At 38.4% G+C, this 17,192-nt stretch carries 16 protein-coding genes; all 16 read right to left on the reverse strand.

Annotated features, from left to right (window positions below):
* Positions 1 to 364: 364 nt before the first annotated feature.
* Complete coding sequence (locus tag IIF7_RS12510; protein ID WP_084842042.1) at positions 365 to 1,165, reverse strand: DUF4138 domain-containing protein; 801 nt, start codon at positions 1,163 to 1,165, stop codon at positions 365 to 367.
* Positions 1,166 to 1,176: 11 nt separating this feature from the next.
* A complete protein-coding gene (gene traM, locus IIF7_RS12515) occupies positions 1,177 to 2,121 on the reverse strand; it encodes a conjugative transposon protein TraM (RefSeq protein ID WP_084842043.1) in 945 nt (314 codons plus the stop codon).
* A 23-nt stretch (positions 2,122 to 2,144) separates the two neighbouring features.
* Positions 2,145 to 2,756, reverse strand: coding sequence for a conjugal transfer protein TraK (locus IIF7_RS12520; RefSeq protein ID WP_084842044.1), 612 nt, complete (start codon positions 2,754 to 2,756; stop codon positions 2,145 to 2,147).
* 32 nt (positions 2,757 to 2,788) lie between these two features.
* Positions 2,789 to 3,616 carry a hypothetical protein gene (locus tag IIF7_RS12525; RefSeq protein ID WP_084842045.1) on the reverse strand — a complete coding sequence of 276 codons (828 nt, stop codon included), beginning with the start codon at positions 3,614 to 3,616 and terminating at the stop codon, positions 2,789 to 2,791.
* Positions 3,616 to 4,209 carry a type IV secretion system protein gene (locus tag IIF7_RS12530; RefSeq protein WP_245801627.1) on the reverse strand — a complete coding sequence of 198 codons (594 nt, stop codon included), beginning with the start codon at positions 4,207 to 4,209 and terminating at the stop codon, positions 3,616 to 3,618. Before IIF7_RS12530 ends, IIF7_RS12525 begins: the two co-directional genes overlap by 1 nt.
* Before the next feature lie 17 nt (positions 4,210 to 4,226).
* On the reverse strand, positions 4,227 to 6,632 hold the full coding sequence (locus IIF7_RS12535) for a TraG family conjugative transposon ATPase (protein ID WP_084842046.1): 2,406 nt from the start codon (positions 6,630 to 6,632) through the stop codon (positions 4,227 to 4,229).
* Positions 6,619 to 6,903, reverse strand: a complete 285-nt coding sequence (locus tag IIF7_RS12540) for a hypothetical protein (protein ID WP_176218951.1) — start codon at positions 6,901 to 6,903, stop codon at positions 6,619 to 6,621. The genes IIF7_RS12535 and IIF7_RS12540 overlap by 14 nt, the downstream gene beginning before the upstream one ends.
* Before the next feature lie 34 nt (positions 6,904 to 6,937).
* Positions 6,938 to 7,225 carry a hypothetical protein gene (locus IIF7_RS12545; protein ID WP_041578720.1) on the reverse strand — a complete coding sequence of 96 codons (288 nt, stop codon included), beginning with the start codon at positions 7,223 to 7,225 and terminating at the stop codon, positions 6,938 to 6,940.
* A gap of 567 nt (positions 7,226 to 7,792) precedes the next feature.
* The gene (locus tag IIF7_RS12550; RefSeq protein ID WP_084842047.1) at positions 7,793 to 8,317 is read right to left on the reverse strand and encodes a DsrE family protein; all 525 of its coding nucleotides are present in this window, start codon (positions 8,315 to 8,317) and stop codon (positions 7,793 to 7,795) included.
* A gap of 44 nt (positions 8,318 to 8,361) precedes the next feature.
* A complete protein-coding gene (locus IIF7_RS12555) occupies positions 8,362 to 9,465 on the reverse strand; it encodes an efflux RND transporter periplasmic adaptor subunit (RefSeq protein WP_084842048.1) in 1,104 nt (367 codons plus the stop codon).
* A gap of 3 nt (positions 9,466 to 9,468) precedes the next feature.
* Positions 9,469 to 12,630 (reverse strand): efflux RND transporter permease subunit, encoded by a 3,162-nt coding sequence (locus IIF7_RS12560; RefSeq protein ID WP_084842049.1) that lies wholly within the window; start codon positions 12,628 to 12,630, stop codon positions 9,469 to 9,471.
* A gap of 15 nt (positions 12,631 to 12,645) precedes the next feature.
* Positions 12,646 to 13,992 carry a TolC family protein gene (locus tag IIF7_RS12565; RefSeq protein WP_084842050.1) on the reverse strand — a complete coding sequence of 449 codons (1,347 nt, stop codon included), beginning with the start codon at positions 13,990 to 13,992 and terminating at the stop codon, positions 12,646 to 12,648.
* 550 nt (positions 13,993 to 14,542) lie between these two features.
* Positions 14,543 to 15,211 (reverse strand): P-loop NTPase family protein, encoded by a 669-nt coding sequence (locus IIF7_RS12575; protein ID WP_084842052.1) that lies wholly within the window; start codon positions 15,209 to 15,211, stop codon positions 14,543 to 14,545.
* Positions 15,208 to 15,582 carry a hypothetical protein gene (locus IIF7_RS12580; RefSeq protein WP_317041873.1) on the reverse strand — a complete coding sequence of 125 codons (375 nt, stop codon included), beginning with the start codon at positions 15,580 to 15,582 and terminating at the stop codon, positions 15,208 to 15,210. Before IIF7_RS12580 ends, IIF7_RS12575 begins: the two co-directional genes overlap by 4 nt.
* A 164-nt stretch (positions 15,583 to 15,746) precedes the next feature.
* Positions 15,747 to 16,025 (reverse strand): helix-turn-helix domain-containing protein, encoded by a 279-nt coding sequence (locus IIF7_RS12585; protein WP_084842054.1) that lies wholly within the window; start codon positions 16,023 to 16,025, stop codon positions 15,747 to 15,749.
* 286 nt (positions 16,026 to 16,311) lie between these two features.
* Positions 16,312 to 17,169, reverse strand: a complete 858-nt coding sequence (locus IIF7_RS12590; RefSeq protein WP_084842055.1) for an RteC domain-containing protein — start codon at positions 17,167 to 17,169, stop codon at positions 16,312 to 16,314.
* Positions 17,170 to 17,192 lie beyond the last annotated feature (23 nt).

Consider the following 17,192-nt stretch of genomic DNA (forward strand, 5'->3'; position numbering starts at 1 on the left):
TTTGTTTGTTTTGGTCTAATTGCCCGGCATTAGTAAATAACTGAACCTGGATTTATGGTATGTTAATGCACCAATAGGAATTTCCTAAGTGAATAAATCTCAACATCGCTTAGGATGTTTATGGTTAAAAAACTTAGTATGAGTTTATCATTTTAATCGAATTCAATTATATATGGAAGGCCATTGATTTTGGTGAACTTTTTGTCTATTAATGTGGAATAGAGTAAAATGAAAAGAACTACAGAATCTTTATGGTTACCTCGAGTATAGAAATTAAAAGATTAAATGTCATTACCGGCGTCTAATCGGTTTGATAATAAAACGGGATACGGGGTTATAGGGTAATCAATAAATCATAAGTGATCTAAAGCCTTTTTCTTAATAAAATCTTCCTTCTCCCATTTAACTCTCGTAATTCCAATTGCAATTTTTCCTTACTACCCAATACAAATTTGGGCAGCACATATACTAACCGTACCGATTTGCTGTTATAGATCTTCGAAGGCATTTTGTAGGTATAAATCGGTTTCATTTCCAGTTTTTGAAAGGAAGATTTTCTTTTTTTGTTGCCACTAACGCGATATATCTTCAGAAAATCTATTTCGAAGGTAATTCCCGAAGTATTGGTAAGTTCCATTACCAAATAGGTTTCTGAAGCATTGTAAGTTATCCTTTGTAACTGAAGCTTGATACCTCTCTTACGTTTGGTCTTGGACTGTTTTTTTCCTGATTTCATCAAATACTCTGAAAACCGTTGAAAATATTCCTGTCGCTTTTCCAGACTATACTTCTTTTCTTTTGAAGGCTTAGGAATTACTTTGGCTGGGATTTCCGTTCCAATACTTTCGTCTGCGGAAATAAAGTAATTTATCTTGGGAAGTTCTTCGGTATATTTCAGCATATAGGAAAAGACCTTTCCGTCATCGGTGACCACTAAAAGGTTACTTTCTTCTCCGGGTTGAGCCTGTAATAATCCAAAATATTGCCGTTTTTCGCGGTTATATGTAAACACAAAATTGGATGCTCCGGTTATGCCCTGTCGGATAGCACTCGGAAAAAACAAGGCTACGTTCTTTTTATCATTCGCATATAAGGTGTCTAAAGCCTTTTGGGCATTGACTGGACTTACAAAAGCCAGTAATAATATAATAGTAAATGTTCTCATAAGATTTGATTTTAAGAATGTTCCTGTGGTATTTTTAATAGTAATTGATAGCCGTCTAGTACGGTCACTTTAACCTGACGGTTACTCCTGTTAAAAAGCTGTTTTATACCGCTCACCTGTGGCACTCCCGGCACTTCGATTTCATCCACGACATCACCTACTATTTGACGGCGCACCTCCTCCCGGAAACTGTTTTCGATATAGATACCTTCACTGCCATCGGCCAGGTCATAGGCCTCATAGGAAACCGGTCTTCCTTTAATATGCTCGATAGTAAGTAGGGTGCGATTGGGTTTAAAACTCACAAAGCCATAAAGAAGGGTATTTTTGGTAACTAATTTTCCATCGATCAGTGCAGCGCGCGAAAGCCTCATTCGAAGCCGGTAATGTTGTTTGATGGTCTGGGTACCATCGACTTGGACATACAATTGCCTATCGGTGTCTTGTACTATAGTATTTAGATTCTCTTTTGGCTCCGAGGCAAAAAACAGTTGATGTTCCAACCCCATTTCTTTGGCGGCCGCTTCCCGTTTTTTTTTATCGATTTTCTTGGGTAACGTATCGTTTTGGGATGGAGCAGAGGGTAGGGGAACTGCCTGCTCTTGCCGGTAGTTGCTGCTGGCATCGCTCATCGGTCCCTGCGAATAAATACTGTCGATCATCCGTCTTTTTTCTTTATCCCTTAAGTCAGGATCATAATTCCCGGTGGCATCCAGCAATTTTTCATCATAGATGCTCGGTGCATTGGTCTCGCGTTCCTCTTTGATGTTTTCCAAGGCTTCCAATTTTGTTTCATATTGTTTTTGGTCGCCCCCTAATTTGGGAACCGGTACCTGATGATTATCGATAGTATTTTCTTCTTCTTTACCAAAAGTAATGATGGAATAGGCAACGATAAACAGGACGACACTGGCCACAATCAGTATCATTACGATTTTATTCTTTTGAATTTTCATACGTATGGATTTAGTAATAAGTATTATTCAGGATTAATTTTTCGAAGGCTATTTTCAAAAAAGTCGGTGATGAGTAGTCCGTGCGGGTTGTGCGGAAAATTGCGGTCGATCTGCAAGAGTTGTCCAGCCGTTTTCAATTCATAGCGGTCAGTTACCGAACCACGGTTAATCTCAAAGATGGTGGTGGTACTAAATTGGTAGGGTTGATTTTGAAGGTCAACCTGTGAATCAATACTAATGATCTTTTGTACTAAGGAATACTGCAATAGTCGGTTAAAGACCCCTTCGGCCTGTTTTTGCTGATAGATGTCGGATACGGAACTATTTCCCAGCCATAAGCTCTTTTCGATATTGTTTTTGTAATTATTGACATTAAGCCCATAAAAATAGCGATGGAACAATTCCAGATGTGCCAGGGCTTCGACCTTCAGGTTTTCCCGCTGCTTTACTAATTTGAGGGGAATGATACTGCCTTCTTCATTAATTACGAAAGCATTGTTCTGGGATTCCCGATGGAGTTTGATAACCATTACTACGGAAATGATACAGACCACTGCCGAGCAAATTACCGAGGTAAGTACGATAAAACGATTGGTACGTAAAACCTTGTAAATATTTTGATAGGGTATTTTCATTTTATGTTTGATTTATACGGTTCTTAAAAATATTAGCCTCCAGTAAACAGTCGTAGGGTAAAGGTGCTGGCCTTGCGGTAGAGCTTAAATTTGAGCAGGACGATAAAACCGATGGAGGCACATTCGATGACCGGAGCAAAAAACTCGCCTCCCCAGTCCGTTCCAAAGAGGTCACTCCAAAAATGGCTGTTGATTTCGGTATAAAGGTTATTGATAAAAATATTGACCAGAAAGAAGGCTGGTACGAGCATATACGCTCCAGCATAAAGCTTAAAAAATGTATAGGCCAGCGAGCGGAATTTCTCAAATACGGCCAGGCTAATCACCAGAGGAAAAAATGCCTGCATTATTCCCAATAGAAAATAGCGCTCGGCCAAAAAGAGCGGATAGATAAACAGGTCCAAAAGCCATAGGATTACCCCAATAATAAACGCAAGAATTTTAAGTCCGTATAGCGGAGTTACCAAGGCTTCGTATAACATTGCCATTGCTTTCTTGGCGGCCTCCAGGGCACCTACATCCTGTTCAAGATCAACATCACTGAGCTGCAAGGGGAGGAGTGCCGGGGCCGTATCCCGATATTGGGCTTCTATGACCACGAGAATATTATCAAATACATCCAATACCTGTGTGGAGAAAATAACTAGTAGGACAATGGCAAAGTTTTTAAAAAGTTCCGTCGGGTTTAACCCCCAGGTATGTCCATCGGTAGCAGCCACACCTTCATTATATTTTTTAAGGATATTGATCAGAAAAAACAATACAGCCAGTGTTTTCATTCCAGTAATCGCATACTGGGAAAAATCACTGTCTTTGATCGTTTGAAAGACCGTGTCTACGTATTCGAGTCCCATTCCCATCAGAATTCCGTTTCACGATTATTGATATTGTCCTGCATTTTCCGAAATGAAATAATTTCCTTGTACCGGCGTGTTTTGTTCTGCACTTCGGCGACCATCTCATTGGATCTTGTTTCGTAATCTTTTAATACGGTTGCTCTTTCCGCATCGCTCATTTTTAGATAATCACTGGTTAGGATTTTATTTACATAATCCACACTCTCCATCGAACGGTCAATAATCTCCTCAAAGGATGCCGTCACCCGGTTGATTTCATCGGGTTTGATATACGGGGAGTTGAGGATTTCTTGCAAATCGTCCTGCACCATATTAAAGAGGTACTGGTTATTCTGAATCAGTTTTCCTACGGCATCCAATTGCTGAATCACATTGCTTACCTGTTCGATCCGTTCTTTCTGTTGTTTTAGAAACTCGACGGTCTTCAGTAAGTTCGAGGTTTGCTTGGCTGATTCGATTAATTGTTTTGCCAGGCTGATAAAATTCGTATTATCATACACCGGCATCCCCTGGGCCACAATGTGGCCTGATGAAAAGAGAGCAAGGGATATGGTTACCAAGAATTTTTTGATGTTTCGATTTATAGGATATTTCATAGAATGTTGATTTTGGATTATACTTTTTCTTTAAGGAAGCTTTCAATGGCCTTTTCCATATCATTAGTTTGATTATAAATGGCGATTATGGTCTCGTTCTCGCTACCATCGGTCAGATAGGCCGCATAGACTTCTGGGGGGACTTCCAATCGGAAAACGTTGCTTTCTTTCCCTATTTTGATAAACATTTCGGTGTATTTCCGCTCCCCGGTAAGGTTATTCCGAATGGAATATAATTGGTTCAGGTCGTGTGCAGAGAGGTTGAGCCTTTTCTGCAATTCTTCATAACCTTTTTCATTACGAAGGCTATAGATTACCTGTGTGTTTTCCAGAATACTGGCCGAAGTTGAATTGTTGGGTAACTGATTGATGGATTGCAGGATGATCCCAATAGCCCCATTCTGTTTTCGGATGGCTTGGTAATAGAATTCCACACTTTCCAAAACATTGTCAAACTTCAGTTGCTTGGCAAACTCATCAAAAAGTATGATGCCTTTTTCCGACCGGTTTTGCCAGATGGTTCGCTGGATGGCCGATTTAATCAGTTTGAGCATTACCGACAGGATTTCCTTATTATCACGGACTTCATCCAGTTCAAAAACGATCATCCGTTTGTCTTCAATCTTATAGGTTTGGTCGGCGCCCTCGTTAAATAAAAAGCTATACAGGCCTCCCTCCACATATTCCGAAAGGATATGCAGAAAATCATAGGTACTGAAATGTGCCTCCCGAATTCCTAATCTTTGTATGAGCGTGTTTTTATTGTCATCTACAAAGTGGTATAAAGAAACTAATGAATGCTTTTTACGGATTTCCCGATAATACTCTAAGAGTACCTTTTTCATTGCTACTTCTTTGCCTTTGGATACTTTTTGACCTTCGGCCAGAAGTTCCAGGAGGAATACCGACAGATCTTCCAAACGTTCGGGAGTTATATCGGCGTCATTGGAAATATAAAATGGATTAATTCCTAAGTTTTTTCCCTGCTCATAGCGTAAAATGATATGATCGTCAGGATAGAGTTTGGCGAATTTGGAATAGGAACCGCCCAGGTCGATAATGACCAATCGGACACCGCTTTCGAAATATTGACGAAGGATGTTATTGGCTAAAAAAGATTTCCCTTCCCCCGTGGGAGCGAAGATGGCAAAGTTGCGTGCCTTAATACGTTTCTTTTTTTCATCCCATACATCCTTTAAAACCGGGATATTATGTTGGCGGTCATTAAAAATAATCCCGATATGATCTGAGCGATAATTGGTGTTATTTATATTTAGGCATAGGGCGTGCTTAAGATCGGTTACATAAAGATCTTCATTAGAGAAATTGGAGGCAAAACAAGGATAAGAATTCAAAAAATAATGCTTACGCTCTTCTCCTTTGGGATAATATGGCAGCATATCCAGCTCCTTGAATTCGGTTTTGATTTTAGAAGCTATACGACCAAGTTGTTCCGCCTGCTGAGACCAAAAAATGATGTTGAGATGGCCACGAATAATCCGAGAGCTATCATCTTCATTGATGCGATTAACGATCTCACGGATTTTCTTTAATACGACTTTGTTCTGAGTTCCGAAGTTGGAGCTCTTAGAAAGCTCTTCGATTTTCTTTTCCAATACTTTTCGCCATTTGTGCTTATCATCCAGGTAAATGATATGATTGATGATATGGTCTTCGTCCAAATCCAATCCCAGTCCATCGATAAAGCCCTGATGAAAAGTGAAATGATCAGAAGTGAATTTTTCATTGATCTTACTGCTTTGTAGGCTTTCCCCAAAGCACTGTTCACTATTGATTGCGAGCACATCAAAATGATGATCACCAATGGCAATTCCTTTTTGATCTAGCCTGATATCTGTATCCACATCTTTATGGAACCCATTGAAATAAGAGTGGGTGTATTCCAAAATTTTCTCTCGTCCTAAGGGGGAAATGTTTATTTTTCTACTGTTATTGATAAAGGATACAGCATCCTTCACGGCTCCAATAAACTCTTTGACCTGATGATCTAACTTTTTGTGAATGCTTTTATCGGTCTTCCGAAATGGGTTGACATATTTGGAAGCTTTTAGATGCTTATCCAGGGGAAGCACAAAAAAAAGGTAGCTTTGGTGCTGTAAGTACTCCCGATTTTTAAAATAATGATGCGTAGCTTGTTGCAGGAAGGTTTCGCAAGGAAGTTTTTCAGCCGTATAAGTTGATTTTCGGTAATTATCCTGTTTCTCGATAACGGTTCCAGCCGGAAGTGATTTAAAGGCTTGGAACCAATTAGCGTGTAGGTCTTCAAAATCTTTTTCCGAGAGGGAATAGATTTCAGGCAGCGATACCCGATATCCCAGTACCACATTGCCATTGGACGCAAAAACCACATTATCCTGGATATTTAGGATGGGATGGTAAGCCGAAAGGTTAATCGTTTTCATCATAGAATGGGCTTAATTTCTTGTTACTGATATTTTGTGGAAATACCTTCTGGAAATGGAATAGTCCCGGATTTTGAACAAGTTTGCTCAGCAAAACATACAAGGCTATATTCCATAGCAGTATCGTTACAATCATCCCAAGGCTAAAAGAGAAAATGATAAGCAGTAGGGAGGCGATCACCGAGATCATTTGCAGGGCAAAAAGGGCGAGGGGAAGCCCTAAAATCATTGCCCGTTTTCGAATGTTCTTATAGGGAATAAAGGTTTTCATAATTAAAATTTATTTTTAAATGCCCCTTAGGGCCTTACACCACTATTCCGATGAGATAAGTAAAGATGCCTACCACGGCACCTGCGATGAGTACAAACACGAGCACACGGGTAATCCCTTTTTTCAGATCGGCATTTTCCCCAAAGAAATGCCCGGCATTAAATAGGAAACCCACCAAAAAGATGACCCCCAGGATAATGGGGAATATGGATCGGATGGTATTGGAAATATCATTAACGGAATCTTCGATACCGCCAATTTGGGCAAATAGGGAAGTGGATAGTAGCGAAAGCAAACTCGCCAGGTAGATAGATTTTTTCATAACGGAACGTTTTAAATTTTTGATTCGTTTTCGTTATGAGAAAAGTAATGATTTAGTATTTTAAATTACTGAAAAACAATTTATTGTGAATAAAATATTATTTGTGTGGTATTGATTTTCAGTGATGTTATTTGCCATCAAATTTTATGAAATTTGGAAGGGATGCTGTTAATAACTCGAAAAGTAAAAATGAAAAGAGTACCTGAAAACGTCAGATTGTTGGTTTTATTCAGGGAAAATGAATCAATTATATCATATCACAATAGCGTAGGAAACTAAATACTCTTATCTTTTTAATAAGATTATTCTATTTGATTTAACTATTTTTTGATAGCCCATATTAGAGATTTGAAGAAATCTCAAGACAATTTATATAATTCTAATCTGATTGGTTAATACTAAAGAGTTAAAGGTCAGTAAATAATAATTCGGAATAAAATAATGCATGAATTAGTTTCTATTAATAATTTGAAGAGTTGGACTGTTTTAATTTGCATAGATATCAGTTCCATAAAATGTATATTCCTTCAAATTCTTAACAAGTATATTTACTGACCTCTAAATGAATTAAGGCACCATAAAATAACCCTCACTTTCCAAAATTGGTAGCGTTAGGAGGGCAGATAAGGTTACTTCCCAAGATGGATTTAATTCACTTTCTTCAAAGTTCATTCCTGCCAAAGTTTGTTCGCAGAGGTATAATTTTACCCCAGCGTTATTAAGTGCTTTTACCAAATCTGTATTAGGATTTTTCTTATGATAACGTTTTTTGTAGGCTTTATCCGTCAAACTTATGGCAATGGCTTTTCCGTGAACCACGGCCGCTATTTCTATGTTCTGATCGGGAACCCCTGCGGCTTTCAATAGATTAAGTTCCCGGGCAATTTTCCATAGTCTCATATTTACTCCTTCCTTTTCAGCATCATTGTCTATATTAAAAACTAATTTATAGGTCTTATTTATATCGGGCTGGAAACTTAAATTTTTATCAAAATGTATTTTTCCATAGCTTTCGATTCTGGGAGTACTCCATTTTTGTGCTGTAATTATTTGTGTTAAAAGGAGTGCGATACCCCAAAAAATATGCTTCATACTATTCATTTTTAAATATGATTATTTTATAAAATATTACTTTTCTAATTTAATTGATTTTGTTCTGTTATAGCGTTTATGGACATTCCGTTTTTGAGGGTGGAATTTCCTTTCAAAATAACCTGATCCCTGCTATCAACATTTCCGAATATTTCTATCATTTTTCCTTGGGTAATTCCAGTAGTTATAGGAACCAATTGAATTTCTCCAGATTCTACTTTTGCGATCAACGTCCTTGTTGTAGTGGTGATAATACTACTTGCAGGAACTTTGAGGGTAGGCTCGTTCCGCTTTAATTTTAACGTTACTTCTGCATAAGCACCTGCACTTAAAACATTCGATGAATTATCAAAATCAAATTCAACCATCATCGAGCGTAACTTGGGATCAAGTACTTTACTACTACGCGAAAAGTTTACATCAAATTTTTTTCCGGGAGCGGAATTCAGGGTAAAACTAGCTTTACTATTTGGAGAAAGTGCATTTGCGTGTTTGGAAGGGATAGCCACTAGCAGACGCAGTTTATCTTCTCGAGCCAATTTTAAAAGTGGTTCCTTTCCACTTCCTACCAGGGCACCGGGAGAAACCATTCGGCTAGTGATCACTCCGTCAAATGGAGATTTTATATTACGATATTCTGCCAATTGTCCGGCGGCCGCTACTTCAGCTTTTACGGCGCTTAAAGCGGCACTGTCCCCCATAAATCGGGTTTTGGTCTGTTCCAGTTCTAAAGATGAAATTGCACCTTCAACCTTAGAGGCTTTGTGCATTCGTTGGTAGTTTTGAGCACTAAAACTTAGTTTTTCAGCTATTTCTCCCTGTTTTGCACGTGCGGCCAATAACTGTTGTTGAATTTCTGGAGCTTCAATACTTAATAGATGCTCCCCCTTTTTTACCACATCGCCCCGATCTACATTTAACTTTTCTACAAAACCTTCAACTTTGGCAAATAAAGTTACCTCTTCATAAGGTTTTAGTTCACCGGGAAGGGTAATTTCATATTTCAGCGTATCACTTTTTACGCTGGTAACCTGATAGTTGGGTTTTGAAGATTTATCTTCCTTTTTTACATTGTTTTCAGCATTACCGCATGCCATTAAAAGTAGGGCAAATAAGGAAAAAGAAATGGATTTTATATATAATTTCATTTGTTATGATTTTAAGTTTTTTTGATAGTATTTACTGTGTAGGTCGTCTGGATCTAACGAAACTTTTTTAGGTTGGGTATTGGCATAAGCAATACTATACATAAACGGTAAAACCAGTAAAGAGCTAAAGGTTGAAAATACCAAACCGCCAATTACCGCCTGTCCCAAAGGGGCCACCTGAGATCCGCCATCACCCAGTCCCAATGCCATTGGTATCATCCCGGCGATCATCGCCAGGGCTGTCATCAAAATGGGGCGAAAACGGGAAGCTACTGCCAGCCTGGAAGATTCAGCCGCATTTTCCAGTTTCTCTTTTCTAAAGAATTCTGCCTGATTTATAATAAGTACTGCATTGGATACCGACACTCCAACGGCCATAATCATACCCATATATGATTGCAGGTTAAGTGTACTCCCCAATAGTGATAAACTTAAAAGGCTTCCTGCCACCACAGCAGGTATAATCCCCAAAATTACCAATGAGGTCTTAAAAGATTGGTAGTAGGCTGTCAGCATCAAGAAAATTACCACAATAGCGACCAGCAATCCGGATTGTAAACCTGATAAAGTCTGGCTAAGCACATTTACCTCTCCGGCCATCCTTACACTATAGCCTCTTGGTGGGGCGTCCAGTTCGTCAAGGACTTTGCGTACTTTTTTGGAAGCACTTCCTAAATCAGAGTGATTGGTGTTGGCAGTTACCGTTACAAAGCGGTTAGGCCCTTTTCGGTTTACCTGTCCCGGTTCAGTTGCCAAACTCAAATCCGCAACGTCATCCACAATAGGAGTTGCAGCCCCTGGTTTAAGAGGAAGGTTTTTAAGTTGGTTTAATGAGTTCAACTGGTTTTCAGGTAATTGTACCTGAACCTGAAAAACCAGTCCGGATTTTGGATCTACCCATACATTTTTGTTCACAAACCGGGAAGAAGAAGTCGCCGTGGTAAGGGCTGTACTCACCTCGCGCATTGTTAGTCCAAGTTGCGCCACACGTTCACGATCTACATTAATTGAAATACTGGGATAGTCAATGGGTTCATTTAAATATACATCGGTAAGGTAATCCTCATCTTTTAGAGCATCTGTGATTTTACGGGCATATAAAGTAACCTGATCCAGATTTCTTCCCAGGACTTCAATGGCAATAGGAGTGTTGTAGCCTTGTCCCATAATTTTTTCTACCAGTTCCATCGGTTCGAAGGTGAATTCAAGTTCAGGAAACTTATTTTTAAGACTGCTACGCAAATTGTCTTTGAGCTCATCTACGGACCCTTCAAAAGATTCCGCTAACGAGAACTGTAAAATCGCCTCCTGAGACCCACTTGTAAATAAAAAGATCGGGTTAATTGGCGTGTTTGGAGAATGCATTCCTACAAATCCTGAAGTAACTTCCAGGTCTTCAGGTGTAATTTGTTTTCGAATGTGGTTTTCTACAGCCAGCACATACTCTTCCGTTTGATCTAAAGCAGACCCTATCGGAGCCTTAATCCGCAATTGTAAATCTTTAGAACCGCTGGGCGGCAGGATATCAGTTCCAATGAAAACGAACAAAATTCCTGATAAAGTGATTACAACAAGTGAATACCCAAAGAAAATAGGTGTTTTAAGGCGTTCATTGTGAAGAATAAATTTCAGGTATCGCTCTTTAAACCTATCAAACCGGGATTTCTTTGTAGCAGAATGTTTTTGAGGATGCTTTTTCATTATCCAGTTGGCCACCACAGGAATAAATGTTTGCGAAGCCAAAAACGAAGCAATCATTGCCGAGCCTACCGCAATAGATAAAGGCATAAACATATCCCGGGGAATTCCAACCATCATAAATGACGGAATTAATACCGCAAGAATACACAGCAAAATCAGTAATTTTGGTATTGAAATTTCCAATAAGGCGTCCAAAATCGCCCGCTGTTTAGTCTTTTCAGTTTCAAAATGTTGATGGATGTTCTCAATAGTGACCGTGGCCTCGTCTACCAAAATACCTATGGCTAGTGCCAGGCCACTTAGGGTCATAATATTGATGGTTTGCCCCAGTAAGTACAACATAATTATAGCGGTGAGTACCGCAATCGGGATGGTAAGCACTACAATTAAAGCTCCCCATTTATCTCCGAGAAACAAAAGTACCATTAGGCCGGTAAGGACTGCCCCTAAAATACCTTCGTGTAATAGATTGGAAAGCGCATTTTCAATGTAGGTAGACTGGTCGAACACGAACTTAATTGATACATCTTCCGGCAAGGCATCCGATAGCATCGGCATAGCTTCTTTTAAGTTATTTATGGCCGCCAAGGTTGAGGCATCTGCTTTCTTAATGATGGGGAGATAAACAGTGCGCTTTCCATTAGCCAGTGCATACGCGGTGGTTTTATCGGCACCATCAATAACAGTGGCCACATCCCGAACAAATACCGTAGGTCCCGAACCGGTTTTGACGGGTGTATTCATAAAGTCTTCGCGACTAAGTTCCAAAGTATTGACCGGGGCCATATAATTAGTATTCCCTATCTGCACATTCCCGGCAGGGGAGGGGAAATTATTTTTAGCTACCGCCTCTAATATGTTATCAGCGGTAAGCCCATATGCCTGCATTTCCTCAGGTTTTACATTAATTACCATCGTTCGAACGTTTCCGCCAAATGGTGCCGGTGCGCTAATTCCCGGAATATTTACAAAAGAAGGTCGAATACGGGTAATTGCCAGGTTTTGCAGCTCTCCGGTAGAGCGCTGGTCACTCTCAAAAACTATTTGGCCAACCGGTTGTGCACCGGCATCAAAACGCACTACTTGAGGAGGTACGGCTCCAGGAGGTAAAAAAGCCATAGCGCGGGATACCTGGGTGGCCACCTCGGCCTGTGCCTGTGCCATATCGGTACCGGGATAAAAACTTAACTTCATTAAGGTTAATCCTTGCACACTTTTAAATTCCATATTTTTAACACCACCTACAAACACGAGTACCTTTTGAAACTCATTGGACATAAATCCATCCATGTAGGCAGGGGAAAGCCCTCCGTAAGGCATCGCGATATAAATTGCCGGTGCTTCTACTTCCGGAAAAATATCTACTTTAATTTTTTGAATGGCCATTACCGAAAAATAGAGCAGCGCAAGAACTGTCACGATGATGGCTATCGGTTTTCGTAAAGCGAATCTGATTATATTCATTCGTTTTTCTATTTTTTAATTGAATATTGTGGTAAGCATTGAAAAATCGGCTTGTGTATAGGCATAATTGTTCCAATATTGCCAGTAATCGTAGTAAGCCTGAATTCGTGCTTTTTCGGTAAACTGAAGACTTTGCTGGATTTGCAATAAGGTGGTAAGGTTTATCAGTCCGCTTTCATAACGCACCTTAAACAATCGGTACGATTCTGAAGCTGAACGATAGGCATCTTCTGCTTCCTGAATTTCTTCTTTTGATTTTTCAATATGAAACTGTAGTGAATTTTGCTGTTCAGTTATGGAGCGTTTTACAGCTTCCTTTTCCAGAGAAACTCGTTTTTGTTCCTGTTGTACTTTTCGTGTTTTTAATCCTTTGAAATACCATTGGCTTAGATTCCATGTTAGTCCTACACCCACCAGGTAATTACTGATGGGTAATTCGTAACTGTCCTGAAATGCCCGGCTATTGTCACCATAACCTATTCCTCTTAAAAGTCCACCCGCAATCAGAGAAATATCGGGTAACACCTGATGGTCCACTATCTTTTCACGCACTTTGAGTGCTTCATCTTGATATTTTTTTTCTGTCAGTAAGGGATGATTATGGACTAAATTGTTCATTTCAGCTTCCCTGATCGAAAAGAAAGATTTTGGTATATTTTCAATATTTACTGCTTTTCCAGTATATTCCAATAGCTGATTTTTAAAATGGTTAGTTTGTCCTTCCCATTTTTTCTGTTGCGCTATGGCCTGCTTAAGTCTTGTTGATGCAATTAAGGAATCGGCAGCAGCGACCAGTCCAGATTGCACCAGGCTGGAAGATAACTTAACTAAGCTTTTATTGCGTTCGGCTTCCCGTTTTGCCCAGACTTGCATAGCTTTACCATGAATCCAACCAAAATACGCTTTAGTAATCTGATGTCTTAGTTCGAGAACTTTAATATCAAATCCTGTTTGTGCCTGTTTCTGGTTTACCTGGGCTAGTTCAATCTGGTCTCTGTATTTGCCAAAGCGGAGAAAGTCCCATTTTAAAGTAGCCGAGGCAATAGTGTTTACCGCGGTATTTCCATTAATACCTTCGCCACTTACATTAAAAAAGCCAGGTAATGGTACAAAAGCTCCGGCGGCGCCTTCAAAAGTTCCAAATGTATGTTGTGCCTGAAGATTAAGCTCTGGTAAGATTTCTTGTTTGGCAAGTCTATAATCATAATCTGCAGTTCTAATAATTGAGGTTTCTGCCTTAATACCTGGATAGGTAGCAGCCTCCTGATAAAGTTTTGATAACGGAATATTTTCTGAAGTTTGTGCACAAGTAAGTGAATACGAGAGCAGGAAGCATCCCATTATCAGCATTCCATATTTCATAATGCTATATTTTTTAAAATGATAAATAAAAATCAAAGGGAGTTCATACCGAAAAATACGGTATCAACGAAATAAAAAAGAAAAGAATGGAATGCTTAAGCGTAGTACTGTAAACGCTGGAGTTGGATGTAGAGAGGTTCCTTAAAACAGGAACGTATAGCTAATGTGAAATTTCGTTTAAAACGAAATGAAATATGGATTAATCCAATTAAAAAAGCTCCATAAAGTGAAAATAATAAAATTGGAGCATCTTTTAGAACTTTCAGTAAATAGGAAAAGTTATCCGAAAGGGTTTCAATAGCATTTTTAAAACCAATTTTGCAGGACGATAAAGTATTAAATGAAAGCTTGGGAAGTGATTTTTCTGAATGCTGGTAAAAATTTTCTACGTGACCGTTGGTTACCAAATTGAGTGCACCCTTTTTTAGGACACACGAATTGGTGAGGATCATCCAGAAGGAAAATAATATGAGAATATATTTATTCATAAAAATCGTAACACAAATTTAAGCGAAAAAATCAATTAAAAAAGTGAATTAGTCTTGTTTTGTTATTTCCTCTTATCCCTACTTCCCTTATCAAAAGCAACCAGATTAAATAGCTCCCGCATCCGGCTACGAACGCGATTACCATAGCGTTCTTCCAGTTCTTGGGCATTAAGATTGGTGGTGGCGTGGGTTTTTATTTTACGTTGGGTATCTAAATAAAGCTCGTAGCGCGATAATAGGACTTCACCCATTACATTGCAATCTTTTCCATAAAAGCGGCCAGGAGGTTCCACGCCCAGATCATCAAAACAGAAGAAACTGGAATTGCCATAATCCTCAATGGTTTTATAGCCTAAATGATTAAAACCGAACACTACATTTCGGCAGGGGATCATTTCATAGGGGCGTTGGTGCGGCACCATATGCCTAAGCAATTTCATCAGGCTTGTTTTACCGCAGCCGACAGGACCAGAAATCAGAAGACCCTTTTCAATATCAATTCCAAATTTCTCACAACCATCACGGTCTTTGATGAAATAGGAGCATAGCTTGTATAAAATCCTTTGGTCTTTAGAGTGAATTTTAAACTTTTTGCCAAACAATAATTTTCCTTTAGCGTCCAGATAGATAAGCATCTTTTTAAAATCATACTGGATCTCCTGGTTGCGGAGTTTTCCAAGTTGGTAGGCGACGCCACCTTCGGTAATAATATGTGGAGCTTTATATTTCATAGGGGGTCATCATAATTTTTATCGGTACTGGTCTTAAGGTTGTCCTGATATGGGACACTAAGCTTTTGTTTGTATCCATTTGCACTTTGAAAATTTGAATTTTTAAAATCCCCATGTTTGTTATTGTTTTTAGTGTTTTGCATAGTTTGTATATGTTTATTTATAGATACCACTGCTTGTCCATTACTTGTCCTATTGTTGGTACTGCTTTGGTTCACTACTTGTCCGGTACTTGTCCCAAAATCGAACATCTTGATTCTACTCCCTTTAAAAGGATTATGTGAGGGGATATACAAGATATAGTTCCAATGGCTCAACTCTTTAAGGCATTTATGGTAGGTAGATTTAGAACCAATTTTTGCATACTCCATTACTTCTTCCCGATTGATATAGAATTCCTGTCGAAAAAAATTACTGTTCCACAGTTGAAATAAAGCAACGTAAAGGCTGATGTGGGTGGGGTTCAATCGGTTGTCTTTAGAAAAATGTTCAAACACTGCATTTAAATGTTTGATATAATTAATTTCTACAGACATCAGAACTTAGTATGTACGCGATTGTTTTCCAGTACTTCCATTATCTCTCCGTAATTATAATAGAATACTCCTCCCATTTTCGTGTATGGAATAGTACCATTAATACGAAGGTTTTGGAGTGTTCCCGGAGAGATTTTGAGTAGTTTGAGAACATCAGTGGATTTCAGCCATTTCTTGTTAGGCAGACCATTTTGACTTTGTAGTAATTCTTTAATGTCTTCGAGCAGTTCCATTTTGAATTCCCGAAGATCGTCGGTAGTAATAATAGATGTTGGCATAATTGAATAGTTTTAAAAAGGAGCCATCTCATTAAATCATCTAATTCGATGACTCCAATAATTACACTTTCCTTAATGCAAACTTCAATGCTTTTCTTGGGAATATTTCACAAGATATACGTAATTGCTAATCAATTTTAACACTTTAATATTACTGGAATTTGGGTTGTTTTATGCTAACATTGTTTAATTGTAAGTAATAAATAAGCATAAATTTTATGGTAAGTTTTGTCGTAGCTACTGTTCGTAATTTCATCGTAATTACGAATACTTTTTTTGATGAATCTTAATTTCCATTTGAAAAATCATCATCCTTTTCCATCTTTTCATTAAACCGCTCTACTAATTCTTCAAGAAAGCGTGTTCTTTTTCCTTTTCTGGCTTTAATTTCAAAATAAGTTTTATAAAGATTGTCTAGGTTGATATCAAATAGCATTTCAAAATTAGCGGCTATTGATTTAATATCATCTTGTCCATTATTTATAGCTCTTGTAGTGTAAAGCGCATAAATAAGTTCTGTAAGAGCTGCCTTTGAAGAAGTCCATTGTAATGGTTTGGTAAATTGATGCTTAGAATGTTGCTCTTTACTTAGGGACTCAATTTCTTTAATTAAGTTTTTCACATATAAACTAAAACGGTTCATTCCTCTTATTCGAGCCCATAGCATATCTTTTGAGGTGAAAAATTTTGGATCTAAATAGCAAGCTTCTGGTAATGCATATACCGGGAATTGTTGGTTTTCTCGGGTAAAATATTGGTTATCCAAATAGTTTAATTCCTGCTCCATGTAATGCACAAAATCCCAATTATGATTAAAAAATTTATTGATACGACGGATTTTCTTTTTAAGGAAGGATAATTGGTTATTAACCCCAATTTTAGGCATTAAAAGTTCACAAGAACGGACTTCACTAAAATAAACTAGTAAACTAAGTGGTTCTGATTTGATGCTCTTAAAAAAGTGAATTTCTGCCTTAATATTATCAAACCCATGCTCTTCGACAATCTCTTTTAAAAGATAAAGCGCATTATTGCAAAGATGAATGCCTTCATTTGATTTTTTTAACGAAATTCTTTCGGCCAATAGTTCATCGTTCAACTTTTGGTTAAACTTATCAATTATATTTTTAAATTTTTCATTCATCCGCAACTAACATTAAATAAGAA

This window comes from Zunongwangia atlantica 22II14-10F7, from assembly GCF_002094855.1.
GTDB lineage: Bacteria > Bacteroidota > Bacteroidia > Flavobacteriales > Flavobacteriaceae > Zunongwangia > Zunongwangia atlantica.

Excerpts from the sequence above, each read along its gene's own strand:
- IIF7_RS12520 (WP_084842044.1), bottom strand. The coding sequence starts at position 2,756 with ATGAAAATACCCTATCAAAATATTTACAAGGTTTTACGTACCAATCGT.
- IIF7_RS12590 (WP_084842055.1), bottom strand. The coding sequence starts at position 17,169 with ATGAATGAAAAATTTAAAAATATAATTGATAAGTTTAACCAAAAGTTG.
- IIF7_RS12585 (WP_084842054.1), bottom strand. The coding sequence starts at position 16,025 with ATGCCAACATCTATTATTACTACCGACGATCTTCGGGAATTCAAAATG.
- IIF7_RS12545 (WP_041578720.1), bottom strand. The coding sequence starts at position 7,225 with ATGAAAAAATCTATCTACCTGGCGAGTTTGCTTTCGCTACTATCCACT.
- IIF7_RS12550 (WP_084842047.1), bottom strand. The coding sequence starts at position 8,317 with ATGAAGCATATTTTTTGGGGTATCGCACTCCTTTTAACACAAATAATT.
- IIF7_RS12525 (WP_084842045.1), bottom strand. The coding sequence starts at position 3,616 with ATGGGAATGGGACTCGAATACGTAGACACGGTCTTTCAAACGATCAAA.
- IIF7_RS12555 (WP_084842048.1), bottom strand. The coding sequence starts at position 9,465 with ATGAAATTATATATAAAATCCATTTCTTTTTCCTTATTTGCCCTACTT.
- traM (WP_084842043.1), bottom strand. The coding sequence starts at position 2,121 with ATGAAAATTCAAAAGAATAAAATCGTAATGATACTGATTGTGGCCAGT.
- IIF7_RS12560 (WP_084842049.1), bottom strand. The coding sequence starts at position 12,630 with ATGAATATAATCAGATTCGCTTTACGAAAACCGATAGCCATCATCGTG.
- IIF7_RS12565 (WP_084842050.1), bottom strand. The coding sequence starts at position 13,992 with ATGAAATATGGAATGCTGATAATGGGATGCTTCCTGCTCTCGTATTCA.
- IIF7_RS12535 (WP_084842046.1), bottom strand. The coding sequence starts at position 6,632 with ATGAAAACGATTAACCTTTCGGCTTACCATCCCATCCTAAATATCCAG.
- IIF7_RS12510 (WP_084842042.1), bottom strand. The coding sequence starts at position 1,165 with ATGAGAACATTTACTATTATATTATTACTGGCTTTTGTAAGTCCAGTC.
- IIF7_RS12540 (WP_176218951.1), bottom strand. The coding sequence starts at position 6,903 with ATGAAAACCTTTATTCCCTATAAGAACATTCGAAAACGGGCAATGATT.
- IIF7_RS12530 (WP_245801627.1), bottom strand. The coding sequence starts at position 4,209 with ATGAAATATCCTATAAATCGAAACATCAAAAAATTCTTGGTAACCATA.
- IIF7_RS12580 (WP_317041873.1), bottom strand. The coding sequence starts at position 15,582 with ATGGAGTATGCAAAAATTGGTTCTAAATCTACCTACCATAAATGCCTT.
- IIF7_RS12575 (WP_084842052.1), bottom strand. The coding sequence starts at position 15,211 with ATGAAATATAAAGCTCCACATATTATTACCGAAGGTGGCGTCGCCTAC.